Origin of the sequence: Pseudomonas sp. 7P_10.2_Bac1 (genome assembly GCF_025465935.1) — a bacterium.
Lineage (GTDB): Bacteria > Pseudomonadota > Gammaproteobacteria > Pseudomonadales > Pseudomonadaceae > Aquipseudomonas.
On sequence record NZ_JANLNV010000059.1, the window covers coordinates 150,682 to 177,570 of the forward strand.

The 26,889-nt window shown below is 58.4% G+C and carries 23 protein-coding genes; 6 read left to right on the top strand and 17 right to left on the bottom strand.

All coding sequences use genetic code 11. The features are described from left to right. Nucleotides 1-56: 56 nt before the first annotated feature. From NTD86_RS11905 to NTD86_RS11915, 3 genes are read right to left on the bottom strand one after another with little or no spacing between them, the layout of a single operon-like run. On the bottom strand, nucleotides 57-224 hold the full coding sequence (locus NTD86_RS11905; RefSeq protein WP_262202416.1) for a DUF2474 domain-containing protein: 168 nt from the start codon (nucleotides 222-224) through the stop codon (nucleotides 57-59). Between the two features lie 57 nt (nucleotides 225-281). Continuing rightward, on the bottom strand, nucleotides 282-1,289 hold the full coding sequence (gene cydB / locus NTD86_RS11910) for a cytochrome d ubiquinol oxidase subunit II (protein WP_262202418.1): 1,008 nt from the start codon (nucleotides 1,287-1,289) through the stop codon (nucleotides 282-284). Between the two features lie 3 nt (nucleotides 1,290-1,292). Continuing rightward, nucleotides 1,293-2,732, bottom strand: a complete 1,440-nt coding sequence (locus NTD86_RS11915; RefSeq protein WP_262202420.1) for a cytochrome ubiquinol oxidase subunit I — start codon at nucleotides 2,730-2,732, stop codon at nucleotides 1,293-1,295. 403 nt (nucleotides 2,733-3,135) lie between these two features. Here NTD86_RS11915 and NTD86_RS11920 point away from each other — a divergent pair, with 403 nt between their 5' ends. Further along, on the top strand, nucleotides 3,136-4,353 hold the full coding sequence (locus tag NTD86_RS11920; RefSeq protein WP_262202421.1) for an MFS transporter: 1,218 nt from the start codon (nucleotides 3,136-3,138) through the stop codon (nucleotides 4,351-4,353). Nucleotides 4,354-4,394: 41 nt separating this feature from the next. On the opposite strand, the gene NTD86_RS11925 is transcribed toward NTD86_RS11920, so the two are convergent. After that, complete coding sequence (locus NTD86_RS11925) at nucleotides 4,395-4,832, bottom strand: YolA family protein (protein ID WP_262202422.1); 438 nt, start codon at nucleotides 4,830-4,832, stop codon at nucleotides 4,395-4,397. 210 nt (nucleotides 4,833-5,042) lie between these two features. Between NTD86_RS11925 and NTD86_RS11930 the strand changes: the two genes are divergently transcribed. Then, a complete protein-coding gene (locus tag NTD86_RS11930; RefSeq protein ID WP_262202423.1) occupies nucleotides 5,043-6,338 on the top strand; it encodes an NCS2 family permease in 1,296 nt (431 codons plus the stop codon). Next, complete coding sequence (gene trmA, locus NTD86_RS11935; protein ID WP_262202425.1) at nucleotides 6,335-7,423, top strand: tRNA (uridine(54)-C5)-methyltransferase TrmA; 1,089 nt, start codon at nucleotides 6,335-6,337, stop codon at nucleotides 7,421-7,423. Before NTD86_RS11930 ends, trmA begins: the two co-directional genes overlap by 4 nt. A gap of 157 nt (nucleotides 7,424-7,580) precedes the next feature. On the opposite strand, the gene NTD86_RS11940 is transcribed toward trmA, so the two are convergent. The 7 genes from NTD86_RS11940 to NTD86_RS11970 all read right to left on the bottom strand — a co-directional run bounded on the left by NTD86_RS11940 (nucleotide 7,581) and on the right by NTD86_RS11970 (nucleotide 17,497). Continuing rightward, nucleotides 7,581-8,915: a TolC family outer membrane protein gene (locus tag NTD86_RS11940; protein ID WP_410016975.1), complete on the bottom strand. Its 1,335-nt coding sequence runs from the start codon at nucleotides 8,913-8,915 to the stop codon at nucleotides 7,581-7,583. Then, the gene (locus NTD86_RS11945) at nucleotides 8,912-10,240 is read right to left on the bottom strand and encodes an HlyD family type I secretion periplasmic adaptor subunit (protein WP_262202427.1); all 1,329 of its coding nucleotides are present in this window, start codon (nucleotides 10,238-10,240) and stop codon (nucleotides 8,912-8,914) included. Before NTD86_RS11945 ends, NTD86_RS11940 begins: the two co-directional genes overlap by 4 nt. Next, complete coding sequence (locus NTD86_RS11950) at nucleotides 10,237-11,982, bottom strand: type I secretion system permease/ATPase (protein ID WP_262202429.1); 1,746 nt, start codon at nucleotides 11,980-11,982, stop codon at nucleotides 10,237-10,239. Before NTD86_RS11950 ends, NTD86_RS11945 begins: the two co-directional genes overlap by 4 nt. Nucleotides 11,983-12,106: 124 nt before the next feature. After that, entirely contained in the window at nucleotides 12,107-12,736 is a 630-nt protein-coding gene (locus tag NTD86_RS11955; protein WP_153332224.1) for a heme acquisition protein HasA, read from the bottom strand. Between the two features lie 97 nt (nucleotides 12,737-12,833). Further along, the gene (locus NTD86_RS11960; protein ID WP_262202430.1) at nucleotides 12,834-15,608 is read right to left on the bottom strand and encodes a TonB-dependent receptor; all 2,775 of its coding nucleotides are present in this window, start codon (nucleotides 15,606-15,608) and stop codon (nucleotides 12,834-12,836) included. Between the two features lie 286 nt (nucleotides 15,609-15,894). Next, nucleotides 15,895-16,905 (bottom strand): FecR family protein, encoded by a 1,011-nt coding sequence (locus NTD86_RS11965; protein WP_262202432.1) that lies wholly within the window; start codon nucleotides 16,903-16,905, stop codon nucleotides 15,895-15,897. 85 nt (nucleotides 16,906-16,990) lie between these two features. Then, nucleotides 16,991-17,497: an RNA polymerase sigma factor gene (locus tag NTD86_RS11970; RefSeq protein WP_262202434.1), complete on the bottom strand. Its 507-nt coding sequence runs from the start codon at nucleotides 17,495-17,497 to the stop codon at nucleotides 16,991-16,993. A 232-nt stretch (nucleotides 17,498-17,729) separates the two neighbouring features. On the opposite strand from NTD86_RS11970, the gene aroQ reads away from it, so the two are divergent. Both aroQ and NTD86_RS11980 read left to right on the top strand, forming a co-directional pair. Further along, complete coding sequence (gene aroQ / locus NTD86_RS11975; RefSeq protein ID WP_262202435.1) at nucleotides 17,730-18,170, top strand: type II 3-dehydroquinate dehydratase; 441 nt, start codon at nucleotides 17,730-17,732, stop codon at nucleotides 18,168-18,170. Between the two features lie 4 nt (nucleotides 18,171-18,174). Next, entirely contained in the window at nucleotides 18,175-19,035 is an 861-nt protein-coding gene (locus NTD86_RS11980) for a shikimate dehydrogenase (RefSeq protein ID WP_262202436.1), read from the top strand. A gap of 40 nt (nucleotides 19,036-19,075) precedes the next feature. Here NTD86_RS11980 and NTD86_RS11985 read toward each other — a convergent pair whose 3' ends face one another. Both NTD86_RS11985 and quiC read right to left on the bottom strand, forming a co-directional pair. Next, nucleotides 19,076-19,759: a TetR/AcrR family transcriptional regulator gene (locus NTD86_RS11985; RefSeq protein ID WP_262202437.1), complete on the bottom strand. Its 684-nt coding sequence runs from the start codon at nucleotides 19,757-19,759 to the stop codon at nucleotides 19,076-19,078. 87 nt (nucleotides 19,760-19,846) lie between these two features. Next, nucleotides 19,847-21,757, bottom strand: a complete 1,911-nt coding sequence (gene quiC / locus NTD86_RS11990) for a 3-dehydroshikimate dehydratase QuiC (RefSeq protein WP_262202438.1) — start codon at nucleotides 21,755-21,757, stop codon at nucleotides 19,847-19,849. A 329-nt stretch (nucleotides 21,758-22,086) separates the two neighbouring features. Between quiC and NTD86_RS11995 the strand changes: the two genes are divergently transcribed. Continuing rightward, nucleotides 22,087-23,418: an MFS transporter gene (locus NTD86_RS11995; protein ID WP_262202439.1), complete on the top strand. Its 1,332-nt coding sequence runs from the start codon at nucleotides 22,087-22,089 to the stop codon at nucleotides 23,416-23,418. Nucleotides 23,419-23,523: 105 nt separating this feature from the next. On the opposite strand, the gene NTD86_RS12000 is transcribed toward NTD86_RS11995, so the two are convergent. The 4 genes from NTD86_RS12000 to pcaH form a co-directional block, all read right to left on the bottom strand. After that, nucleotides 23,524-24,411, bottom strand: a complete 888-nt coding sequence (locus tag NTD86_RS12000; RefSeq protein ID WP_262202441.1) for a DMT family transporter — start codon at nucleotides 24,409-24,411, stop codon at nucleotides 23,524-23,526. A 182-nt stretch (nucleotides 24,412-24,593) separates the two neighbouring features. Then, complete coding sequence (locus NTD86_RS12005) at nucleotides 24,594-25,373, bottom strand: IclR family transcriptional regulator (protein WP_262202442.1); 780 nt, start codon at nucleotides 25,371-25,373, stop codon at nucleotides 24,594-24,596. 98 nt (nucleotides 25,374-25,471) lie between these two features. Next, complete coding sequence (gene pcaG / locus NTD86_RS12010; RefSeq protein WP_262202444.1) at nucleotides 25,472-26,077, bottom strand: protocatechuate 3,4-dioxygenase subunit alpha; 606 nt, start codon at nucleotides 26,075-26,077, stop codon at nucleotides 25,472-25,474. Nucleotides 26,078-26,088: 11 nt separating this feature from the next. Then, nucleotides 26,089-26,808, bottom strand: a complete 720-nt coding sequence (gene pcaH, locus NTD86_RS12015; RefSeq protein WP_262202445.1) for a protocatechuate 3,4-dioxygenase subunit beta — start codon at nucleotides 26,806-26,808, stop codon at nucleotides 26,089-26,091. Nucleotides 26,809-26,889: the final 81 nt, after the last annotated feature.

Here is a 26,889-nt window from a genome sequence, read left to right on the forward strand (position 1 = left end):
GACCTGCCCGATCTGACGCCACATACCCTTGTAGGAGCTCGCTCCTGCCGTATGTCTCAATGGCTTTTCATGCCCGCAGCAGTCATGAACAGACGGATCAACATGGCGAACACCGCCAGGCTCGCCACGCTGGCGGTCCAGATCAACAACAGCCAACCAATGCGTTGCCACAGTGGTTTTTTCTCGGCTTCCTGCACATCGTTTAGGTAATTCTTGCCAGCCATCTCAGGCACTCCTCTTGAGAAAAGGCTGCGCCCGTCGGGGCGCAGCGGCACTTGCGGCTAGTGGTATCCGTCTTCGTGGGTCACCTTGCCGCGGAACACGTAGTAGCTCCAGTAGGTGTAACCCAGGATGAACGGCAGGATGAACAAGGTGCCCACCAGCATAAAGCCTTGGCTTTGCGGCGGAGCAGCAGCTTCCCAGATCGAAATCGACGGCGGGATAATGTTCGGCCACAGGCTGATACCCAGGCCGCTGTACCCCAGAAACACCAGCAGCAGGGTCAGCAGGAACGGCGTGTAGTGCGCGTTACGGGCAATCGCCTTGAACAAACCGTACATCGTCACCAGCACCAGAATCGGCACCGGCAAGAACCAGAACAGGTTAGGCAGGGTGAACCAGCGTGCGGCAATCTCGCTGTGCGCCAGCGGTGTCCACAGGCTGACAATGCCCATCACCACCAGCAACACCACCGCCAATGGCCGACCCAGATTGTGCATACGCTCTTGCAAGGGCCCTTCTGTCTTCATGATCAGCCAGGTACAGCCGAGCAAGGCATACGCCACGATCAGGCCGAGCCCGCAGAACACGCTGAACGGTGACAGCCAGTCCAGGCCGCCGCCCGCGTATTCGCGGTTGACCACCGGGATGCCTTCGATAAAGGCACCCAGCGCCACGCCCTGGAAGAACGTCGCGATGATCGACCCCCAGATAAAGGCTTTGTCCCAGATGTGACGTTTGTCGGCCTTGGCCTTGAAGCGGAACTCGAAGGCCACGCCACGAAAGATCAAACCGACCAGCATCAGGATCAGCGGCAGGTACAGTGCCGACAGCACTACCGAATAAGCCAGCGGGAAGGCACCGAACAACGCCGCGCCGCCCAGTACCAGCCAGGTTTCGTTGCCGTCCCAGACGGGGGCGACGGTGTTCATCATCACATCGCGGTCTTTCTCTCCTTTAATAAAAGGGAAAAGGATGCCGATCCCCAGATCGAAACCATCCATGACCACGTACATCATGACGCCAAAGATGATGATGATTGCCCAGATAAGTGGCAGATCAATACCCATGACTCAGTTCCCCTTCTTCAGGCTGTCGCTGTAACCTTCATCCGTGCCTTCAACAGCAGCCGACAAAGGACGGGCAGGCGTGCGTTGCTGGCCAGGGCCACCCGAAGGCTGACCATCGCCCTCATGGGCAATCGGGCCTTTGCGTACCAGACGCATCATGTAGCCAATCCCGACGCCAAACAGCGAGAAGTACACCAGCACAAACATGATCAGGGTGATGCTCATTTGCGTCACGCTGTGGTTGGACGAGGCGTCTGCGGTGCGCATCAACCCGTAAACCACCCACGGCTGACGGCCAATTTCCGTGGTGAACCAGCCCGCCAGAATGGCGATCAGCCCGGACGGCCCCATCCACAGCACCAGTTTCAGGAACCAGCGGTTCTCATACAGCGTGCCGCGCTTGCGCAGCCACACGCTCCACAGACCGATAACGATCATCAACATGCCCAGCCCGACCATGATGCGGAAGGTAAAGAACACGATGGTGGAGTTCGGACGATCTGCCGCCGGGTAGTCCTTCATCGCCGGGATCTGTTTATCCAGACTGTGGGTCAGGATCAAACTGCCCAGGTATGGCACTTCGATCTTGTAGTCGGTGGTTTCGGTTTTCATGTTCGGGATGCCGAACAGAATCAGCGGTGTAGGCTCGCCGGGCTTGTTTTCCCAGTGACCTTCAATCGCAGCGATTTTCACCGGCTGATATTTCAACGTGTTCAAGCCGTGGGCATCGCCGATAAACGCCTGGATGGGAGCAACCACTAGGGCCATCCACATTGCCATCGAGAACATACGGCGAATGGCTGGCGTATTACGCCCACGCAACAGGTGCCAGGCGGCCGAAGCACCAACGAAGAACGCTGTGGCGACAAAAGCGGCGGTGGCCATGTGCGCCAGACGGTACGGGAACGACGGGTTGAAGATCACCGCCAGCCAATCGACCGGTATCACGCGACCATCAATGATTTCGTAGCCCTGCGGGGTTTGCATCCAGCTGTTGGACGCCAGAATCCAGAAGGTCGAAATGAGCGTACCGACGGCCACCATAATGGTGGAGAAGAAGTGCATGCCGCGACCGACACGGTTCCAGCCGAAGAGCATGACGCCCAGAAAACCCGCTTCAAGGAAGAATGCGGTCAGCACCTCATAGGTCAGCAACGGCCCGGTAACGGCCCCGGCAAAGTCAGAGAAGCGCGACCAGTTGGTCCCGAACTGGTACGCCATGACCAGGCCAGAAACCACGCCCATGCCAAAGTTGACTGCAAAAATCTTCGACCAAAAGTGGTACAGGTCACGGTACGTATCGTCACGGGTTTTCAGCCACATGCCTTCGAGCACCATGAGATAACTGGCGAGACCGATGGTGATGGCAGGAAATAGAATGTGGAACGATACGGTGAACGCGAACTGAATTCGGGCGAGATCGAGAGCCTCCAAACCGAACATAAGTCTTCCTCTATCAGGTATCAGGTTGTCAGGGCACCGACAGGACGCCGGTGTCCAACAGCCCCACGAGCAATGGCCTTTGCGAATCTGCGCTCGCACTGCTGGCCACCACGCAAGGGAATCAGGCCGTCTGGCCACTCCAGTAAAAGCCCGGCGGGCTTTGACCTGGATCAAACATTGCTGAAAGAGTAGTCCATTCTCGGCGTGTGGCTAATGTGGCTGGTTGTCGCGTGACAGGTTGTCCCAGGCCCTGAAATAGACAGTTGCAGCCAGAGCGTGTAATGGCCGACAAGATTTTTTGGCGCGACCGTCGGGCGGTTTTCGGATTGCGTGAGGGCGAGTCATTATTTGTTACAGAAAAGTGATAATCTCGACGTCCCCTGCCCTCTGCCACGACCTTTCAATGACCAGCCAGCCTCTTCTGTTACGTCATCACCGGCCTTTTGTGGCCTTCTGGTTTGCCCGTATCTTCACCGCCAGCGCCTTTCAGATGCTGACCGTTGCCATTGGCTGGAACCTTTACCAGATCACCGGCAACGTGATGGACCTGGGCTGGGTGGGGCTGATCGAGTTTGCGCCACGCGTACTGTTTATGCTGCACACCGGGCATGTGGCCGACCGTTATGACCGTCGCCGCGTGGCTGCCCTGTGCCAGACACTGCAAGCAATGATCGCCCTGACGCTGGCGATCAGCAGCATTCACGGCGACATCACCCGTGAAATGATCTTTGTCCTGGCGTTTTTGCTCGGTGCCGCCCGCTCCTTCGAGCAACCCACCACCCAAGCCTTGCTGCCCTCAATCGTGCCCGTGGCCTTGTTCCCCCGCGCCGTGGCCGCAGCCCAGGCGGCGCAGCAATCGGCAACCATCGTGGCCCCCGCGTTTGGCGGTTTGCTCTATGCATTTGGCAGCGTGTGGGTCTACGGCCCCAGCGTGGTGCTGTACCTGATTGCTGCACTGTTAATGAGCAACCTGCCAGCGCGTCAGGTCGCACTGAATAAAGGCAAAGCAACGCTGCACTCGCTGTTGGCAGGGATTCGCTTTATCCGCAGTCGCCCAGACATCCTCGGTGCCATCTCACTGGATCTGTTTGCCGTACTTTTGGGCGGTGCGACCGCGTTGTTGCCGGTATTTGCCAAAGACATTCTGCTCACCGGCCCGTGGGGCCTGGGCATGCTGCGCTCAGCCCCGGCGGTTGGCGCGCTGCTGATGTCGCTGTGGCTGGCGCGCTTTCCGTTCGAGCGCAAGGTGGGGCGCACCATGTTCACCGCTGTCGGGGTGTTTGGCGTAGCGACCATCGCCTTCGGACTGTCGACCTCGTTCTGGTTCTCGATGCTGGTGTTAGTGATCCTCGGCGCTTCAGACATGATCAGCATGGTGATCCGCGCCTCGTTCGTGCAGCTGGAAACCCCGGATGAGATGCGCGGGCGGGTCAGTGCGGTCAACGGGCTGTTTATCGGCGCATCCAACCAACTGGGCGAATTTGAATCGGGCGTTACCGCCCACTGGATGGGCACCGTGCCTGCGGTGGTGCTGGGCGGGGTGGGCACGCTGTTTATCGCCGGGCTGTGGATAAAACTGTTCCCAGGCCTGGCCAAGCGTGATCGGCTGGTTGAGGATTGACACCGTGTAGTCGCTGCCGCAAGCAGCGACTACAGGCCAGGCTAATTGATGTGCAACTGCGCACCCAGCCGGGTGAACGGAGCAACCAGTGAGGTGTTACTGAACTGGAACCAGCCTTGCGCGTTGTTACCCAGGTCGAAGGTGTAGACGTAACCCACCGTGGTGCCTGCACCGTCGCAGGTCACCAATCCCTCTCCTTTGTTACAGACCGGTGTGCGCGCTCCGTTGATCGTCTGCCCATCAAATGTCACGGTCGGCTGTCGTCCGTAGCCACGTTCCAGCACATACACCTTTATATGCGGCCCACGGTGCTGCATTTTGGTCTGCTCGCGCCCGTCCGACACATCCTCTACAGCCCCCGAGCCAGAGGCCACCTTGAGAATTTCGATCTGGCTCAATGGCATCGCCGGTGCCGCGCCTGCCCCAGCGCTGATCAATAGCCACAAACCCGCGATGAAAGCGTTGATGGTGTGTTTCATGGATTCCTCCGATAACTGGCACGCAGTATGCCTTCCTACCTGGCGTTACAAAACATCGCGCCGTTCGGTCAGCAAAGCAGCCAGACGTTCATGCTGCTGGTATGATGCGCGGCTTTTTCCGACAGACAGAAAAAACTCAGGCCCTGGCCGCCTGTGCTTTGCTGTCGAAAACGATTCAATCACGGCGCCGGCGGCGCCACGGGGACTGGCATGCTGGAAAGGCTGTTTCAACTCAAGGCACATAACACCAATGTGCGGACCGAGATTCTTGCGGGTATCACCACCTTTTTGGCGATGGCCTACATCCTCTTCGTGAACCCGAGCATCCTCGGCGAAACCGGGATGGACAAAGGCGCGGTATTTGTCGCGACCTGTCTGGCAGCCGCCATTGGTTCGGCGATCATGGGCATCATTGCCAACTACCCGATCGCACTCGCGCCGGGCATGGGCCTGAACGCCTTCTTCACTTACACCGTGGTGCTGCACATGGGCCACACCTGGCAAGTGGCGCTGGGTGCGGTATTTATCTCGGCGGTGTTGTTCTTCCTGCTGTCGATCTTCCGCATCCGCGAGTGGATCATCCACAGCATCCCGCTGCCGCTGCGCTCGGCCATTGCCGCGGGTATCGGCCTGTTCCTGGCGCTGATCGCACTGGGTAACGCCGGGATCGTGGTGGCCAACAAGGCGACCCTGGTGGGCATGGGCGACCTGACTCAGCCAAAAGTGGTACTGGCCTCCTTGGGCTTTGCCCTGATCGTGGCTCTGGAAGCACTGAAAGTGCGCGGCGCAGTACTGATCGGCATTCTGGCGGTGACCATTGCCTCTATCGTCATGGGCGTGACCGACTTCGGTGGCGTAATGTCGATGCCGCCATCCTTGGCCCCGACTTTCCTGCAACTGGACATCAAAGGTGCACTGGACGTCGGTCTGATCAGCGTGATTTTTGCCTTCCTGTTCGTTGACCTGTTCGACAACTCCGGCACCCTGATCGGCGTTGCCAAGCGCGCCGGCCTGATGGGCAAAGACGGGCACATGCCCAAAATGGGCCGCGCCCTGATCGCCGACAGCACCGCAGCCATGGCCGGTTCGTTGCTGGGTACCTCGACCACCACCAGCTACATCGAATCGGCAGCGGGCGTGAGCGCCGGTGGCCGTACCGGCCTGACCGCCATCGTGGTCGGCGTGATGTTCCTGCTGGCCTTGTTCTTCTCGCCATTGGCGGCCAGCGTTCCGGCGTTCGCCACCGCGCCTGCGCTGATGTTCGTGGCCGTGCTGATGATGAGCGGCCTGGCTGAAATCGAATGGGAAGACGTGACCGTTGCCGCCCCGGTGGTGATCACCGCGCTGGCCATGCCGTTCACCTACTCCATCGCCAACGGCATCGCCTTCGGCTTTATTTCCTGGACGGTGATCAAGTTGCTGACCGGCCGCGTTCGTGAGCTGAATGCGCCGCTGATCATTCTGTCGATACTGTTTGTGGTCAAGCTGGGTTGGTTTAACGCATGAGTGCTTTGCCGTTTGATTCTGCTACCTACGCCCTGGAACTTGAGGCCAAGACCCAGCGTCTGCGCGAGCTTCTAGCGCCGTTCGATGCGCCTGAGCCCCAGGTGTTTGATTCGCCGTTGAAACACTTCCGCCTGCGCGCCGAATTCCGCCTGTGGCGCGAAGCCGGCGAGCGGCACTATGCGATGTTCGCCCAGGACGACAAACGCACGCCGATCCTGATCGACGAGTTCCCGATTGCCAGCCTGCGCATCAACCAATTGATGCCGCAGCTCAAGGCCGCGTGGCAAGCCAGCGCAGCGCTGAGCAACAAGCTGTTCCAGGTGGAGTTCCAGACCACTTTGGCCGGTGATGCGATGGTCACGTTGTGCTACCACCGCCCGCTCGACGAACACTGGCAAAACGCCGCAGAGCAATTGGCCAAAGACCTGGATATCAGCGTCATTGGCCGCTCCAAAGGCAAGCGCGTGGTGATTGGCCGTGATTACGTGGTCGAAAAACTCGAGATCGCGGGCCGCACCTTCACCTATCAGCAACCGGAAGGCGCGTTCACCCAGCCAAACGGCACGGTCAACCAGAAGATGCTCAATTGGGCGTACGAAGCTTTGGGCCAGCGATCGGACGACTTGCTGGAGTTGTACTGCGGCAACGGCAACTTCACCCTGCCGCTGGCGACCCGCGTGCGCAACGTGCTGGCCACGGAAATCAGCAAGACCTCGGTGAACGCCGCCTTGAACAACCTCAGCGACAACGCTGTGGATAACGTTAAGCTGGTGCGTTTATCGGCAGAAGAACTGACTGAAGCCCTGAACGAAGTCCGCCCGTTCCGCCGTTTGCAGGGTATCGACCTGAAAAGCTACGCATTCGGCAGCGTCTTCGTCGACCCGCCGCGTGCGGGCATGGACCCGGACACCTGCGAGTTGACCCGGCGTTTTGACAACATCCTGTACATTTCCTGCAACCCACTGACCCTGGCCGAGAACATCGCCCAACTGCACGATACCCATCGTATTGAGCGTTGCGCTGTGTTTGACCAGTTCCCGTGGACGCACCATATGGAATCGGGTGTGATGTTGGTTCGTCGTTAAGCGGCTTGCTACTCACCCCAGCCCTCTCCCTAAGGGAGAGGGCGCCCATCGGGGGTTGCTTTAGAAGCTTGGCGGTCTACCAGCAACAGCGATGCACTTGAAAACAACTCGGTCAGTCCCCTCTCCCTCTGGGAGAGGGTTAGGGTGAGGGCGGTTTTCAAGTCCTGCTGAAATACCCCGCCACCTGCATCAAATCCGCGTCATTCAATAAACCCGCATAGCACTTTAGCTGCACCCGGGCAAGTAAATAGGCATACCGCGCTTCAGCCAAATCGCGCTTGGCGCTGTACAACTGCTGCTCGGCATCCAAAACGTCCAGGTTGACCCGCTCCCCGCCACTCACGCTTTTCTGCGTAGCATTGACCAACGCGCTGGCGGACTGCACGGCCATTTCATACGCCCGTACCTTGGCCGCCGCGCTGTTATTGAGGTTGTACTGCTTGCGCAAGTCCACCAGGGTCGCCGCAGTCTGCGCGTCCAATTCGTACTGCGCCTGAGACAATTGCCGCGCCGCCTGACGGGTCGATGCCGATACCGAACCACCGGCAAACAAGGGCACGCTGAACTGAATGCCAACGCTATTGGTGTCGTACTTCTGTTGGTAAGTGCTCTCGGAGTCCGAACGGGTTTGCCGACTGCTCGCGTACAGGCTGAGCTTAGGCAAGTGCCCGGCCCGGCGACGCTCCACCTCATACTCGGCCGAGGTCAGGGCATGCTGCTGCGAGGCCAGTTCCGGGTTATTGGCCAGCGCCAGTTCGCGCCAGCTTTCAAAACGCTGCGGCTCCAACGGCTGGATCGCAAAATGCGGCAATGACACTAAAGGATCAAGCTGCTCCACCTGCAACGGCTCCCCCAGCATGGCCTCAAGTTCGCGCAATGCGGCGTCCAGTGCGTCTTGAGCCTCGATTTCCTGAGCGACCGCCAAACTCAAGCGTGCCTGGGTTTCAAGCACATCGGTACGGGTGCCCTCCCCGCCTTTCAACAACCGCTGGTTAAGTTGCAAGCGTTCGCTAAACGCCCGTTTCTGCGCCCGACTCAGCTCAATCCGCTCCTGCGCCAGCAAGGCCTGGCTGTAGGCACTCAACACCCGTACCGCCAAATACTGGCTTTTACTGCGAAAACGCTCATCGGCCAGCAGGGCCTGCGCTGCGCCTTGCTTAAAGCGTGCGTAGGCCTCGTAGTCCAGCAGTGGTTGCTGCAAGGTCAACGTCGCCGCATAACTGCGGTAATCGCGATCGGTCGTCGTGTGCGATTGCGTGACTTCAGACTCATTGCGCGAGTTGGTGTAGTTCCACGCCAGCGTCGGCAACAGCGCTGAACGCCCGAGGGCTCGGTTTTCCTGGCCTGCCGCCCGTTCTTCTATGGCCGCCTGGAACGTGGGATCGTTGTGCACCGCCAAATCATAGGCTTCAAGCAAACCCAACGCCTGTGCCGGGCTAGCCAGCGCGGCACAGAGCATCAATAACCCGCTGCACATTCGACGCACGTTCATTCTTCCACCAAGGCCATGTGCGTGCGGTCCAGCAGCGGCTTGAACAGGTAATTGAGCATCGAGCGCTCACCGGTGCGCACAAAGGCCTCGACCGGCATGCCGGGGCGAATCTGTTGCCCGGCCAGTTGCGCCAGGCCCTCGGCGCTGACCTGCGCCCGCAACGTGTAATACGGTTCATCAGTACGTTCATCGACTTGACGGTCTGCCGATACCAGCGTCACCTCGCCTGCCACCCGGGGCGTGGTGCTTTGGCTAAAGGCGCTGAACATCAGTTCTACCGGCAACCCGGCGTGGACTTTGTCCGCCAGTTCCACAGGCACCCGCGCCTCAACCAGTAACGGCTCTCCCTGCGGCACGATTTCCATCACGGCCTGGCCCGGCCTTATCACCCCGCCCTCGGTAAACACGTCCAGGCCGACCACAATCCCCGCCACTGGCGCACGTAACTGACTGTTGGCCAGCTCGAATTCCGCTGAGGCCAAGCGGTTGCGCAGGTCTTCGGTACGCACGCGGGTATCAGCCAGTTGCGTGCGCACCTCTTTCTGATATTCCTCAGTCAGTTGGCGAATTTTCAGGCGCATTTCCTGCACCTGACGCTGTAATTGACCGATACGCCCATAGTCTTCACTGATCGAACCCAGCACTTGGGCGTAGACCCGCTCGCTGTCCAACAGCCGATTGCGCGGGATATACCCTTCACGGGCCAGCTCGCGCAGGCCTTGCAGTTGCTCGTCGAGCGCCGTGCGCTGCATCACTTTATTGGCTTGTGAATCACGCACCCCACGCAGTTGCGCCTCAGTACCGGCAATGCTTTCGCCGATGCCTTGCTGATCGAGCAGCAACGCCTGACGTCGACTGGTGAACAATTGACGTTGCAGTGCCAGGTTCGACGCCACCTCGGGTTCGCTTTGCAGCGCCATCAACTCAGGCGGAAAACTCACGCGCGCGGCGCCTTCAACTTCGGAATTGAGCCGCGCCTCGCTGGCCAACGAGCCATAGAACTGGCTACGCAGCGACTGCGCCTGCCCCAGCAGCGGGGTTTCCTTGAGCCGGATCAGCACTTGCCCGGCTTGCACGCTGTCGCCATCGCGCACATCGATGCGCTCAACAATCCCGCCGCTGGGGTGCTGCACCACTTTGCGATGGCCCGACACCATGACCTTGCCCGACACCGCGACGCCTTTGTCCAGCGGTGCCAAGGCAGCCCAGGCGAGAAACCCCAAAAAACCGCCAAGCATCAGCAGCCAGCCAAGGCGCGCATAGCGGGTGTCATCCAGTTGCAGCACGTTGCTATCAGAGACCTGTTTAACGTTTGCAGCACTCATGCCTTGCTCACCTCTACGGTGCCAAGCCGGTAGCTCACGTTCATCGCCGGTTTAGGCGCGGCGGGCTTGGGCGCGGCGAGCACCTTGGCGGTGGGGCCAAAGGCTTGCAACTGACCGTCACGCAGGATCAACAGTTGATCGGTGAGGGTCAGCACGTTGGGTTTGTGGGTAATCAAAATCAGCGTGCGCTTGAGCTGTTTGAGTTGGGCAATGGCCTGTAGCAAGGCTTGCTCCCCGGCGTCATCAAGGTTGGAATTGGGTTCATCGAGCACGATCAGCGCGGGTAAACCGTACAGGGCACGGGCCAGGCCGATGCGTTGCTTCTGCCCACCCGACAGCCCAGCACCGCCTTCACCCAGACGGGTGTCGTAGCCTTCAGGCATTTGCACAATCAGTTGATGCACGCCCGCCAGTTGCGCCGCAGCCAGCACTTTGTCGGAATCAACTTCTGCGAAGCGTGCGATGTTCTGTGCGATGGTCCCGGCAAACAGCTGAATGTCCTGGGGCAAATACCCCAGATGCGGGCCGAGTTGCTGTTTGTCCCACTGCGACAGCTCCGCACCGTCCAGTCGAACCTTGCCCGCCAACGGCTGCCAAACCCCAATCAGCAAACGCGCCAGGGTCGATTTGCCGCAACCCGACGGCCCGATCACGCCCAGCACTTGCCCGGCGGGCAACGTGAAACTCAGGTTGGCCAACGTTGCGCGCCGCGTACCCGGTGCGCTGGCGCTGAGCTGTTCGACCGCCAACTCACCGCGTTGCACGGGCAACGCCATGCGCGGTGGCCGCGCCGGATGCGCCTGCAACAAGGCTTCAAGACGCTGATAGGCCAGGCGCGCCGAACTCCATTGCTTCCACACACCGATCAACTGATCGATAGGGCCCAGCACCCGGCCCATGAGAATCGAGCCGGCGATCATCATCCCGGCGGTGATCTGCCCTTGCACCGCGAGCAATGCGCCCAGACCCAATACCAAGGATTGCAGGGCCAGACGCACACCTTTGGACCAGGCGCCGACACTGGCGGTTTTTTCACTGGCCAGGTTCTGCTGTGCCAAAAACGCCGTGTGCTGCGCCAGCCAACGCCCGCGCAACGTCGCGAGCATGCCCATCGCCTCAATGGCTTCGGCATTGCGTAGGTGCGCGCTGGCTTGCTGAGTGGCTTCGACCGACAACTCGCTGGCGACCTTGAGCGGCCCCTGCGACACCCGCTGATTGAGCCACGCCAGCAGCATCAACAGCACCGCGCCGCCGAGGGCCAGCAGCCCCAACCACGGGCTGAACATAAAAATCACACACAGATACACCGGAAACCACGGCGCATCGAAAAACGCAAACAGCGCATTGCCGGTGGCGAACTGGCGCAGGCTGGTCAGGTCATTGAGCGCCTGCCCGGCCGCCGGGTTGCCGGTGCGCAATTGCGCCTCAAAGGCGGCGTCGTACACGCGCTGATTCAAGCGCATGTCCATTTGCGTGCCGAGGCGGATCACCACCTGGCTGCGCACCCATTCCAACGCGCCCATCAGGCCAAACAGGCCGAGGATCATCAGCGTCAGCATCAACAGGGTCATTTCATTGCCCGACGCCAACACCCGGTCATACACCTGCAACATGTAGAGCGCCGGGGCCAGCATCAGTAAATTGATCACGGCCGAGAACAGGCCGATACTGAAAAAAGCACGCTTGTAGGCCGTCAAGGCAGCCCGCATCTCGTTGGCGACATGGGCTTTGGGCCGGGTCATGAAGAGGGTTCCGTGGAGAAATCACCGGTAAAACTGCGGGAGTTGACTCGCCAGCGAGGTCATCGCGAGCAAGCCCGCTCCCATAGGATCGGGTTCAAGCCTGTGAAAACAGGGCGTGCCCGTGTTAAGCCGCCAGCGCCCAGTCTTGAGCAGCGTCTTGCACACCAACCAGACCGATATCAGCCGCAAACGCGGTGTCGGCGTGCGCCAAACCAGCAGCCGCCAGTTGGTCGAAGGTCGAATCGGTGCTCAGGTTGAACTCGCTCAGCAGGGTGTTGAGCACGCCTTCCAAGCCCGCCACGTTGCCGCGCATCAGGCCGTAGATCACGTCCTGAACGGCGTTGCCAGCACGGCCAGCATCGCTGGCGGCAGACAGGTCGAGGCCGTTGAAGGAGACAAAATAGTCTTGAAGTGCAAAATCGCTGCCTTTACCACCGGTCAATCCAGTGCCCAATTGGACGCTGTCCAACTCACCCCACAAATAGTGATTCATATTGTCGCCAGGCGACACAAGTGGGTTATACACATAGTGCAAACCATTATCCGTATCGCTACCGGCGATGTAAGCATATTCAGAGTTATTGGCACCAGAAGTAGCGTATTGCTCGCCATCATATTTGCCATCACCCGTGTTAAACCCACCGGTATTGCCTGTGCCATGGCCGGCTGTTTTGAAGCCTGTGGACCAGACACTGAGCACGTCTTTAATGGAAATATCACCGAATGCAGAGCTGTATGTAATTGAAACAGTCATACCGTAACCTCTTCCTTGGAAAGTTTTAGTGAGCGCACACCCAAGTGTGCATTTACCCGACAGGGTAAATTCCTTGTTAAGAAATATCGCTTATTTCTTAAAACTTATATTCGAGCATACCGCTCAGTGTTCGTCCGCGCGCCAGACTCAAGTTATTAACATCCCCCATGGCAACAAAGTAGGCTTCGTCCGTAGCGTTTTCCATCACCAACGAAATATTAAAATCATCAGTCATCCAATAACTGGCATACAGGTCATAGACACTGTATTTTGGCCACATCGCCTGTTCAATGGACTTATAGCTGTGTGCATTTAGATCCTTGCCGTTACCTGGGCTGTAACGCAGGCGAACGCCTGCATCCAGACGCCGCTCCAGGAAGCGCGCACCAACCGTTAATGAACCTCGATCCGCAGGCATATAGGCTGCATTGCCCATTATTCCGCCGCAATCGACTGCGTTGTTATTCACTTCATCATCCAGCCATTCACTTTCGCTGACAGGGCGAAGACCTATTTTCCCATCTGGCCGGGTATAACGCTCAATATAACTCTTAAGTTTTTTCCCATATTTTTTTGCTCCCCCCATGTAGTAGCGCTTGGAGCAAAAATCGTTACTACCAATCATATGGGTATAGCTCAAGTTCGTGTAAACACGCCCCATATCATAATTGGCTTGGTATTCAACCCCTCGAAAGCGTGTATCATTCAAGTTATTAACGTACGCCAGATCGCCAAAATTACTAGTTGTCGTTTCCGGCAATGAAATACCGTACTGCATAAATGAAAAGTTTTTGATCCGATTATCAAAGTACGAGACTTTCATCCCCAGTCGGTCATTATTGAAAAACAACGACTCCTTGAAGATATTGAAACCTACCTCCCAGTCTTTGGACTCTTCAGCCTTGAGGAAAGGGTTTGGGAAGACCCGCTCAGGTGCTTCGCCACCATGGGGACGCCCGGTCATGAATACTTCTGTCACTGCCGGTGGACGCCAGCCTTTACCGACGTGAGAATACAGTTGCAGCCAATCCACTCCGGGCTTGATAGCGATGCCGAACGTTGGCGAAAAACGACCGCTCTCATTGTCGACGTCATACATTTTTTCTACACGTTTGGCCGGATCGAGATTGATCACAGGCACGCCGTTCTCATAACGGACAATATTTTTCTCGTATAGCGTCATGCCTGTTTTACCTTCCAGGCGATAGCGGTCATAGCGCAGACCACCGCTCAGGTTCAACCAACCGTCGTAGTCATACTCCAGATTACTGAACAGACTGGCCATAGTCCGTTTGCCAGAGGGGTTCGCGCCCTCTACATAAGGCAGCGATTGTTCGTTGACGGCGGCCACTTTGTTGGTGCGCGGCGTGAATGTATCCTGATACATCTCCAGGCCGTAATTCACGCTCAACTGGCCATAGGTGTCGAAGTTGAACAGCGAGGTGTTTTGCACCATCCCGCCCCAGGTCTCCGTCTGGAAACGGTCTTTATAAGCACCAAAGGCGTTGTCAGCCGTGGCGTTATGCCGGGCGTTGGCGCGGTCCAGTTGCGTGTCGACGTAATACAGCTTGGCCTTTAGATCAATCAATTCATTGTCCGGATTGAAGCTGTAATCAATCGCGTAGTTGGCCGTACTCAGGTTGTTTTTACTGTGCCGGACATAGTCATAACCTGACCCATCTGCCTTGGCATACGTCCAGGCATCATTGCTGTCGCTGTCAGTGTTCAGGTAACTCAACTGCACACGCTGGTTGTTCGGCAGGTTGAGACCGAACTTGGCCATTTGCGATCGGGTCACGCTGCCTGCGTCACCGACTTCACTTTTCAGCCAGCTTTTCCAGGCTTCGCGGCGTACATCCTTGAGCCGGATCTGAGACCCTAAATTGCCCGCATTCTGCCGCCCGCTGCGGTAATTACCGAAGTGCCGCTCGCTCACGGCAAACAAAGCATCACCAACGTCGTTACCAAAGGCGAACACTCCGCCACCGTTGAAATAGGTGCCGTTGCCCATGTTGCCAATACCGTTGCCAGCACGAATGCGCCCGCCAAACTCTTTGCCGTCTTTCAAAAAATCACTGGCTTCGAGGGTCCTGAAGGTGGCGATCCCCCCGATGACGCCAGCACCGCCCAGGGTCGACTGCGCGCCTTTGTCGATTTCAATGTCGGAGATCATTTCCGGGTCGATCAGCATCACGCCATTGCGGTGCTGGTGGCCGTTGACGTTGAAGTTCTGGCGCATGCCGTCAACGTTCATGTTGACCCGGCCATAGTCTTGAACCCCACGGATATTGATCGACAAGCCGGGGTCACGCTGGTCCACCGCGGTGTACACACCGGGAGTCTCTTCCAGCAGGTCAGCGGTATGACGGGGAGCGCGCTTGTTGATTTGCTCGCGGGTAATCACCGACACCGCTTGGGGCGTCTGGTACACCCAGTCAGCACCATTGCCGTTCTCACTGGCCGTCACCGAAGTAGTGCCCAACGCCAGCGCGGCTTTGGCCTCGCCGCTCACGCGAGTCAGGGTCACTTGGCGTTCGCCGGTGAAGCGGTATTCCACCGGATTGCTGCCCAGCAGGCGTGCCAGGCCTTCTTGCACACCGAAGTCACCGTTAAGGGGCTGCGAAGCCAAGCCTCTCAGCATCTGGCTGTCAAACAGCACTTGCAGACCGGCTTGCTCGGCAAACACCAGCACCGCTTTGTCCAGCGGCTGCGCCGGAATGTGGAAAGCGATGAATTCTTGCGCAATGGCGCTGCTGACTTTTTCAACGGCGTGCGCCGGTGCGTGTGCCGCCAACACGGCCAATATTCCAACATGTACAGCAAAGGCTAACCGGCTTGCGGGCTGCTTTCCTTTGCGCTGACTAACGACCATTTTTGTTATCCCCAGGCTTACATACTTTGTTATGAGAATGAATCTCAATAGCAAGACGAGCCAGTGGGGAAAAGTCAGTAAAGGTTTTTGCGATTAATTTTCAGAAGCCCGATTTGGCTGATCAAACCCACCTGGACCGCGCCGTCTTCGACGCCGCGCAGCAAACAGGCCACCGCTAATCGAGAGCATCCCCCAATCGGTTCCCTCTCCTTCGGGAGAGGGCTAGGGTGAGGGGGCTCTTGGATCAGGTCAAAAGATCGCGAGGCAAGCTCCTAAAGGGAACGGTTTAATAAATCAGGCTGACGCCTGCCAGTTGCACACGTTTGACGTGCAGTTCCTGGGTGAGTGTCTGTAAGGCGCTGTCGAGCATTTCGAGACGGAACACACCGCTGACTTGCCGGTCTGCCAACGCGCGGTTGGCCAGCACGATTTGCCCGGGACGGTAGCGGTTGAGTTGCTCAACCACCTGCGCCAACGGCTGGTGGTCAAACACCAGGACACCACGCCGCCAACCGGTGGCCGCACTTAAATCGAAGCCCGCCAAAGGCTCTACCCCGTCCTGCGAACTGTAGCGCGCACTTTGCCCCTCTTGCAGGATCTGTCGGACAGGCCCATGAATGGGCGGTTTTTTCAGGCTGACGGCCACGCTGTGCTGCAGCACACCGACCCACGCCTGGTCACTGCTTTGGCGAGCGACGACGAATTGGGTACCCAGGGCCTTGGTTTGCCCACCAGCACTTTGCACCACAAAGGGCCGAACCTCAGCCTCGCCCATCGGCGCTACATCAAACACGGCCGAGCCCGCCAGCAGGCTGATACGGCGCTCGTAGGTGTCATAGTCGATGCGGATGGCGCTCGAAGCGTCCAGCTCCACCGAACTGCCGTCGTCTAGCTGGACGGTGCGAATTTCTCCTACACCGGTTCGGTAGTCAGACTGCATGTTGATCAGCACGGTCGGGCCGCTGAGCCAGCCAACGGCCAATACCAGTGACAACGCGGCGGCGCGTGCAGCCCAGCGCAAGGGACGGCGGCGACGTGTGGCTGGCGCCGGGTGCGGTAACTTGGGGCGCTGGCGACGAGGGGCGGATGTTTGCAGGTGCAGGTCCAGGGCCAATGCCCCCATGGCCGCCCAGGTCTGCTGGGCGAACTGCAAGGCTGTCGTGTGGCGCTCATCGGCCGCCAACCACTGCTCGAGTTGCGCCTGTGCGGCTGCGTCCAGCTCACCGGCATGCAGGCGCACCGCCCACTCGGCGGCCGTCTCAGTGATGATCTGTTGTTCGCTGCCCTGGCTGTTCACGTGTGAATCTCAATTTCTCGTTATGTATAAGCAGTGACGTCTAGCTTGCCAATTCTCAGTAAACCGTTGGTCGACAGGGTACAGGTCATTTATCCGGTTCTTGCAGACGCTGCATGACATACGCCAAAGCCTTGGACAGATGTTTTTGCACTGAGCTGTCAGAAATTTCAAGGTGGCGCGCCACTTCGGCGTGGGTCATGCCTTCGATGCGGTTGAGCCGGAAAATTTCCTGGGTGCGCTCGGGCAGTTCTGCCAATGCCTGTTTCAGCGCCGTGCGCTGTTGTTCAGCCATCGCCTGGGCCTCCAACCCTGCCAGTTCATCCTCGATCTCGGCCAATTCTTCTTGTGCCACGGAGTCGGTCTTGCGCCGGGCTTCCTGACGGATGTGGTCGACCAGCAGGTTGCCCGCCACGCGGTAAAGGTAACCGGGGGTGTTGTCGATCTGCTCCTTGCGCCCGCGCTCGGCCAGGCGCAAGAAACTCTCCTGGACCAGATCCGCTGCCAGCTGTGGGTCTCGTACCTTGCGCCCCAGATACCCGCGCAGGGTACTGGCATGCTTGAGGAACAAGCCCTTGAGGTCCATATCCGACAAACCGACTCCCTGGAGCAAAAGGAAAAGGGGCGGCTATCTTACTTTTTATCGAGAATGATTTTCAATTGATATTGGCGCGTGGTCAGAACGTTCGATAAACGCCCACAAATGTGCTGAAAGCGCCCAGGTCATTCCCCTCACAATTGACCTGATTAACCGATTGGTACAATTTAAGGCGATCGACTGAGCCCGCTCAGACGACCACACAAAAACAACGCAGAGTTGCCTTGATATGCCCCCTATCGTGCTGATACTGAACGGCCCCAACCTGAACCTGCTGGGCACTCGAGAGCCCGGCATTTATGGCCATGAAACGCTCGCCGATATTGCCGACGTGTGCGGCAAAACGGCTACAGAAGAAGGTTTGCAGGTCGAGTTTCGCCAAACCAACCACGAGGGCGAGTTGCTCGACTGGATCCATGCCGCTCGCCTGCGCTGCGCCGCGATTGTGATCAACCCGGCGGCCTGGACCCACACCTCGGTGGCCATTCGCGATGCCTTGGTGGCCAGTGAGTTGCCGGTGATCGAGGTACACCTGTCAAACATTCACAGCCGCGAAGCCTTTCGTCATCACTCCTTCGTCTCGGGCATCGCCCAAGCTGTACTGTGCGGGTTTGGCAGCAACGGTTATCGCCTCGCGCTGCAACATCTCAGCCGCCAATTGAAGGGCTAGCCGAATGTCGACCTCAAGACCAGCGTCAGTATTGGCCGGGCTGATCGGCGCCGGCATTCAAGCATCCCGCACACCCGCACTGCACGAGCGCGAAGGCGAGGCACAAGGGCTGCGTTACACGTATCAACTGATTGATCTGGAGGCGCTCAAGCTCGACGTCAACGCCCTGCCCGACCTGCTGACAGCCGCAGAAAGTCTTGGCTTCAGCGGCTTGAACATTACCTATCCGTGCAAGCAGGCCGTCCTGCCCTGGCTGGACGAATTGTCTGATGAGGCCAGAGGAATCGGGGCCGTGAACACAGTGGTATTCAAGGACGGCAAGCGCATTGGCCACAACACTGACTGCTCAGGTTTTGCTGAAGGATTTCGACGCGGCTTGAGCGGCGTTGCCGTGCAGCACGTCGTCCAGATGGGCGCGGGGGGCGCTGGCTGTGCCGTGGCTCATGCCTTGCTCAGTGAAGGCGTACAGCAACTGGATATTTTTGATGTGGACATCGAGCGCGCACAGCATCTGGCGGACAATCTGAACCAGCATTTTTGCGCCACACGGGCCCGGGCAGGCACAGACCTTGAAACGGCAATGGCCCGTGCCGACGGGCTGGTCAATACCACGCCCATGGGCATGGCCAAACTACCGGGCATGCCCGTGCCGGCACACTGGCTGCGCCCTGCCATGTGGGTGGCCGAGATTGTCTACTTCCCGCTGCACACCGAACTGCTGCGCCACGCCCAAGCCTTGGGCTGCCGCACGCTGGATGGCGGCAACATGGCCGTGTTCCAGGCGGTCAGGGCGTTTGAATTGATCAGCGGCAAAACCGCCGATCCGGCGCGCATGTTGGCGCACTTTCAGGCAATGAACGGTTGAAGCAGGCCGCCCTCGCCATGCGAGGCGGCACGGCGCTCAATCAGGCCTGCAGATAGCGCAGCACCGAATCGCAAATCATCTCGCGCTGACGCTGCTTAACCTGCGGGTCGGACAAGTCGATCTGAAAAATCTCACCCAACGTGTAGCGATTGGACACGCGATAAAAACAGAACGAACTGACCAGCAGGTGCACGTCCAGCGGGTTTAAACCGGGGCGGAACACCTGCTGCTCAACGCCGCGGCGCAGGATCTCTTCGAGGGCATGAACAATCGTGTCGTTCATGGCCTTGATGCCTTCCGAACGCTTGATGTATTCGCCCTTGTGGATATTTTCGACGCTGACCATACGCACAAAATCGGCGTTCAGGTCATGGTGATCAAAGGTGAACTCAACCAGCTTCTGGATCGCCTGGCGGGGTTCCAATTCATCCAGGTGCAGCAGGTTTTCGGTGCTGCGAATCTCGCCGTAGAGCTTCTCCAGCACTTCGACGTAGAGCTGCTCCTTGCTGGTGAAGTAGTAATAGATCATGCGTTTGGAGGTGCGAGTGCGCTCCGCGATGGCATCCACGCGTGCACCCGCCAGCCCCTGTTCAACGAACTCGGAGAGGGCTTCCTGGAGGATGTTTTCGCGGGTTTTTTCCGGGTTGTTTTTCCGGGCTTTTCGCGGTTCGACTACGGGCGCCGTGGCGTCAGCGTCGGCCTCGACTTCTGATATCTGGGTCATTACAGGCTCACGGCCATCGGAAGATGGCCGTGATTATGGCCCGAGCCGTTCAACGAAGGAAGCCAACAAACTTATTCGTACGTCGCCCTACAGCTTGGCCTGACGCACAGCCCCCGTCCGCGACTTGGCCATTGCCGCCAGACGGACCGCCACGTTAGCCGCGCCATAACCGGCATAACCATTCTTGCGCTGCAATAACTCAAAGAAGAAACGACCGGCAAACGGCTCGGTGTATACATGAAACAGTTCGCCGCCCTGGGCGTCGCGGTCGTAGAGCACGTTGAAGTAGGCCAGTTCGCTCAAAAACTCATCATCAAAATCAAAACGCGCCGCCAGATCGTCGTAGTAATTCAACGGAATATCCAACAGCGGTACGCCAGCGTCTTTGGCGCGGCTGACTTGTGCGAACAGGTCGTCGCACTCAAACGCAATGTGATGCACACCTGAGCCGCGATAACTCGACAGCGCGTGTGAGATGGCAGTGTTCTTGTTTTCAGAAATGTTCAACGGCAAGCGAATCGTGCTGCAACGGCTACGCAAGGCGCGGCTTTTTACCAGCCCATACGGGTCGGGCAACACCACTTCGTCATCGGCTTCAAAGTCCAGCAAGCCCTTGTAGAACAGCACCCACGTGTCGAGGCTGTCGGCCGGCAGCGCCATGGCCATGTGATCAATGCGCTTGAGCCCACCTTGGGTTGTCGCAGCAGGGTTGAGGTTGAAGTCAGATTCGTACAGCGGTTTGCCCGCTTCGTCCTGATCAACCAGATAAATCAGGCTGCCATCCGGTGCACGAACCGCCGCCAGCTCCAGCTCATTGGGGCCGACCAGGCCTCGATAAGGCTGGCCTTTATAGGCCACGGCACGGGCCAGCGCGCTGGCGCTGTCTTGCACACGAATGGCGGTGGCGCACAGCGAAGGGCCGTGGGCCTCAAAAAAGTTATGGCCGAAAGAATACGGCTCAGCGTTGAGGATCAAATTGATGTCGCCCTGACGCAGCAGGCTCACATTCTTGGAACGGTGCTGGCCCGCCTTGCTGAAACCCAAACGCTCAAGCCAATGGGTCAGTTGCGCACCCTGATCGTCATCGACCGCGAATTCAAGAAACTCGATGCCGTTGTAGTGACTGGCCTTGGGCGGCGAGAACAGCGGTTCAAGCGTCGCGGCAGGTACGGCTTGCTCGGCGAGGCGCTCGCGGGTTTTTTCTTCAAGGTAGAGCAACGAGCGCAAACCATCAGCGGCATTGGCGCGGGGAGGCGCGGCGCGAAAACCATCATTGAAAATTTCCAGCGAGAGCGGTCCGGTGTAGCCACTCTGAATGATCGGCGCCAAAAAGCCCGGCAAGTCGAACTCGCCCTGCCCCGGAAAACAGCGGAAATGGCGACTCCATTCCAGCACATCCATGGCCAGGATCGGCGCGTCGGCCATCTGCACAAAAAAGATCTTGTCTGCGGGAATCTGCGCAATCGCACTCGGGTCGCCGTTGAGCGACAGGGTGTGAAAGCTGTCGAGCAGCACACCCAGGCTCGGGTGATCGATGTGGCGCACCAGGTCCCACACCTGCTGCCAGGTATTGACGTGTCGTCCCCACGCCAGGGCTTCGTAGCCAATGCGCAGGTTTCGCGCACCGGCGCGCTCGGCCAACAGGCTCAGATCGTCCAGCAGGATCTGCCGGTCGCCCAGCGAATCGGCGGCAGTATTGCTGCACACCAGCACCAGGTCGGTGCCAAGTTCCTGCATCAAATCGAATTTGTGTTCGGCGCGGTCAAGGTTGCGCGCCAGCCGGTCGCGGCGGCAGCCTTCAAAGTCACGAAACGGCTGGAACAGGCTGATTTCCAATCCCAGGTCGGCACATATCTGGCGCACTTCGCGAGGGCTGCCGTCGTAATACAGCAAGTCGTTTTCAAAAATCTCGACCCCGTCAAAACCCGCTGCGGCAATGGCATCGAGTTTTTCTGGCAAGGTGCCGCTCAAGGAAACCGTGGCGATTGAACGCTTCATTTGTAACCTCCAGGATTGCCCGGCGTATCACCGACGGCATTTCTTAATAGCCTGATTATTAAGGGCACCCTATCATTGAGCAACCAATCTGTACCATCCGGTTAGTTTTGCGTGCGATTATCGAACACTATGCCCCTTGATGAATTGACGGCTTTTTGTCCAATCGCCACCATCCAGTGCGTACCTTTTGCAACAAACGCTGCACAACACGACATAACAATTCCAAAAAAAAACGGGTAACCGCTCATGCTTGCTTTTATTGATATGACGCCCTGCTTTGCTCTGCCGCCTGCGTGGTTCCCGATCTCTCAACGGACGGGTAAATAGCCATGACCCCTTCTCAATCGACACACGTCAACTCTGCCCAAAGCACCCCGCACGCCGGTATCGGCGACAAGATCCGCGGCGCCATGGCCATGGGTAAAACCCGCTGGGGCATGCTCGCCCTGGTGTTTTTCGCCACCACGCTGAACTACATCGACCGCGCCGCTTTAGGTGTGATGCAACCGATTCTAGCCAAGGAAATGAGTTGGACGGCGATGGACTACGCCAACATCAACTTTTGGTTCCAGGTGGGTTACGCCATCGGCTTCGTTCTGCAAGGCCGTTTGATCGACCGGGTCGGGGTCAAACGCGTGTTCTTCTTTGCCGTCTTGCTGTGGAGCCTGGCCACCGGCGCACATGGCCTGGCCACCTCGGCTGCCGGCTTTATGGTCTGCCGTTTCATTTTGGGAATGACCGAAGCCGCCAACTACCCGGCCTGCGTAAAAACCACACGCTTGTGGTTCCCGGCCGGTGAACGCGCCGTCGCCAGCGGTATCTTCAACGCGGGCACCAACGTCGGGGCCATGTTCACCCCCATGATGCTGCCGCTGGTACTGCACGTGTGGGGTTGGCAGGCCGCGTTCTTGTGCATGTCAGCATTAGGTGGCATTTGGCTGATTTTCTGGGGGCTGAAGTACTACAACCCCGAAAACCATCCCACCGTGAGCAAAGAGGAACTGGCGTACATCCAGAGTGAGAAAGAGCCTGAGCAGAAAAAAGTCGGCTTCGGCGCCATCCTGAAAATGCGCGGCACCTGGGCATTCGCACTGTCGTACTCAATGACCGCCCCTGTGTTCTGGTTTTACCTGTACTGGCTGCCGCCGTTCTTGAACCAGCAATACAACCTGGGCATCAACGTCACTCAGATGGGCATCCCGCTGATCATCATCTACATCACCGCCGACTTTGGCAGTATTGGCGGCGGGATTCTGTCTTCGATGCTGATCAGTCGTGGCATGGCGGCGGTCAAGGCACGCCTGGTGTCGATGTTCCTGTGTGCGTTGTGCATCATCGGCGTGGTCATGGCCGCAGGCTCCAGCCAACTGTGGGTGGCCGTGGGCGCCATCGCCTTGGCCCTCGGCGCGCACCAGGCCTGGACCGCCAACGTATGGAGCATGGTGATGGACTACACGCCGAAACACATGATGGCCACCGTGTTCGGCTTTGGCGGCATGTGCGCCGCCATCGGCGGGATGTTCATGACTCAGTTCGTGGGCTATGTACTGACCATCACCCACAACAACTACACCGTGCTGTTCACCATGATTCCGGCGATGTACTTCATTGCTCTGGTCTGGATGTACTTCATGGCCCCGCGAAAAATCCCGCAGGTTTGAGTTAGATCCAAAGCGTTCAAACAGCCCTTCTCCTTCGGGAGAGGGGCTTTTTTTTGCAGCTCAAAAGATCGCGAGGCAAGCTCGCTTCTACAGGAAAGTTGAGGGTCAAACCGCCCTTCCCTTGCGCTGTTGCCAGGCCGCGGCCAACCCACTCACGCAGACAATCGCAATACCGATGCGTGATGCCAGGTCTGGCGTGTGGTCGAACAACAGCCAGCCCAGAATTCCGGAAAACACGATCTGGCAGTAACTGAACGGCGCCAGCAATGCCGGGGCGGCCAGGCGAAACGACTGGGTCAGCAACAAGTGCGCGGTCATGCCAAGCGAACCAAGCGCGAGCATTTCCAGGCCATGCACCCAGGTCGGGGTCTGCCAGAAAAACGGCACCAGCGCACTCAGCACCAACGCGTTAAACAAGCCTGCGAAAAAGTTACTGGTCGTCGGCGTGTCATACAGACTGAGCTTGCGCGTGAGGATCTGGTAACAACTGAAACACAGCGCCGCAGACATCGGCAGCAACACCGCCGGGGTAAACAATTCGCCCCCCGGATGAATGATCACCACCACCCCGATAAACCCGCAGATCACCGCAATCCACTGCCCCCGCGAGACTTTCTCACCCAGCAAAGGGCCGGACAACGCCGCCACCAGCAGCGGTGCCAAAAAGTTAACGGCGGTGTTTTCCGCCAGCGGAATGAACAACAAACCAAAGGTAAAAAACAGACCGGAGCCGAGCAGACAGATCGCCCGGTACACCTGCAGCAACGGACGCTTGCTGCGTAAAACCCGAAGCCCGGATTGCGGCAAGAAGTAAGTGGCCATCAACACGGTGTGCACCACATAGCGCGCCCACACCACCATCACCACGGGGTACAAACTGCTCAAGTACTTGGAAAGCGCATCGTGACTGGAGAACAACGCCGTCGCGATCACGATCAGCAGAATGCCCTTGAGTGGCTGGTTAACGCCTGAAAGTGGCGTAGGCAATGTCATCGAACACCTCATGTGCGTGAATCAACTGATAGCGCGCCGGCGTCCTTGACCCATGGCTATACGCAAAGAAGTCTTCAATGCGTTGATCCTTTTATAAGATTTGTAGGATCACAGAATCTGCACAATTTAGAACTCGGTTCCATATATTGCAAGAGGTTTAACTGAATGGTTAAAAAGCTTTCTCAGGTGTGAAATAGCTCAGATGCCTGGCAGGCCACAGACAGTTCTTGCGTATATCCCAACATCAGCACCGCCAATTGGTGCAGGCGTTCTTGCGGCAAACGCGCGCTCGGCCCTGCCACGCTCAACACGCCGATCACGCGTTGATCCAGCGGGCTGCGCACCACGGCGGCGATGGCTGAAGTACCGACTGCCGAGCTTTCTTCGACCCAGGCATAGCCGTGCTCGCGGGCGAGGCGCAAGCGCTCCAGCAGTTCAACATTGGAGGTTGGAGCGTTGGGGCCGACACCTTCTGGCGCCACGATGCCCTGGCGTTCGACCTGCGACAACGCGCGGGCATCGCTCATGGTGGCCAGCAAGGCATGCCCGGAAGCGGTGTAAAACAAGGGCGCATCACGGCCCATGTCCGGGTCGTAACGCAAGCCGGAACGCGCCCCCTGGGATTTGGCGACCCACGTCAGGCGCTCGCCCTCCACCACGCCAAGACGCACCAGTTCACCGGCCTCCTGAGCCAGCCGGTCGAGAATCGGCTGCACACTGTCAGCGCCACAGCTGGCCAGATACTGAAAGCCCATGGCGACTAACTTGGTCGATAGCTGATAGCGGCTGTTCTCGGCGTTTTGCCGCACATACCCCAGACGCACCAACTCGGCGAGCAAACGATGTGTGGCGCTTTTGGGAATTCCCAGTTGCTCTGCCAGCGTCTGCATCGCCACACCCCGAGGCTCATCGGTGAGGCTTTCGAGCACACGCAAGACTCGTTCGATCTGACTGCCAGCCATAGAAGGCCCCTTAGAAAATAAGAGCAATTCTAAAAGGGAAAGCTGAAAACGCCAAAAGTGGAACTGAGAACCCCACGCCCCCGCGTATCGGCCGGTGCTTAAAAGTCGAAAAACACCGTTTCGTTCGGGCCTTGCAGGTAGATATCAAAGCGGTACGCCGGTTTGCCGTTCACTTCGCAGCGACGGGCAATCAACGTTTCACGGCGTTGCGGTTGCTCGATCAGGTTGAGCACCGGGCATTTGCCGTTGGCCTCCGGCTCGTCGCTGAAGTACAGGCGGGTCTGCAAGTGAATGTTGATGCCGCGGGCAAACAGCGACACGTTGATGTGCGGCGCCATGGGCACGCCGGCAGCATTTTTGACCACGCCCGGCTTGAGGGTGTAGAGCGTCCACTCCCCGGCATCAAAGGTCGTTGCCGTACGGCCGAAGCTGTTGAAAGGCTTCTCGGAGTCGAAATGTTCGTCGTAAACGCCTTCGTGGTTGGCCTGCCAGAACTCCAGAAAGGAGTCGCGGACCAAATGGCCATTACCGTCATGGACGTTGCCGACCAGCACAATATGCTCGCCCGGCGCACCAGGCTTGGCCATCTCGTTCCAGATTTCTTCCGGGCGCGGCGGGTTACCCGCAGCGGCCAGCGCCAGACCGATATGCACGTAGGGGCCAGCCGTTTGCGATGGGGTTTCGGGTAGCAGTTCGATAGGCATGACGAGGCTCCTCAGCAGTTTTCGAAGTGAGTCTTGCGCTGACCGCGCAGCACAATGTCAAAGCGATAGGCCAGGCAATCCATAGGGTTGGCCGCGCCCATATCCAGCCGTGCAATCAGGCTTTGCACCGCTTCAGGGTTGGCAATCGACTTGACGATCGGGCACATCGGGATCAGCGGATCGCCTTCGAAATACAGCTGGGTAATCAACCGCGTGGCAATCGACGGGCCACTGATGGAGACGTGAATATGCGCCGGGCGCCAGTCATTGGGGCCATTGCGCCACGGGTAAGGGCCGGGTTTGATGGTACGGAAGCTGTAGTTGCCCTGGCTGTCGGTGAGGGTGCGGCCCACGCCACCGAAGTTGGGGTCCAGCGGCGCCAAGTAGCGGTCGTTCTTGTGGCGATAGCGCCCACCGGCGTTGGCTTGCCAGATCTCCACGAGCGTGTGCGGGATCGGCTTGCCGTACTGGTCGCACACGCGACCCGCGAGCACAATCCGCTCGCCGACCGGCAAACCGCCATTGTTGAAGTTCAACAACAGGTCGTTATCGAACTTGCCAAATTTGAGGTGGGAAAAATCAGGGCCGCTGGTTTCACTGACCGATTGCGCAATACTCACCAGCGCCTGGCGCGGAGAACGGGCAATCGACGTTTTGTAGTCAGGGGTCAGGGCTTTGGGGTGCCAGTTGCGATCACGGATGATAAAGCGCCGGCTGTCTGCGTCAGACATGTCGATCTCCTGTTGTTTTTATAAAGGCCGGGGCCAGTTTCAAACAACAGGGGGATCAGCACTATTGAAAAGGCAATCGCC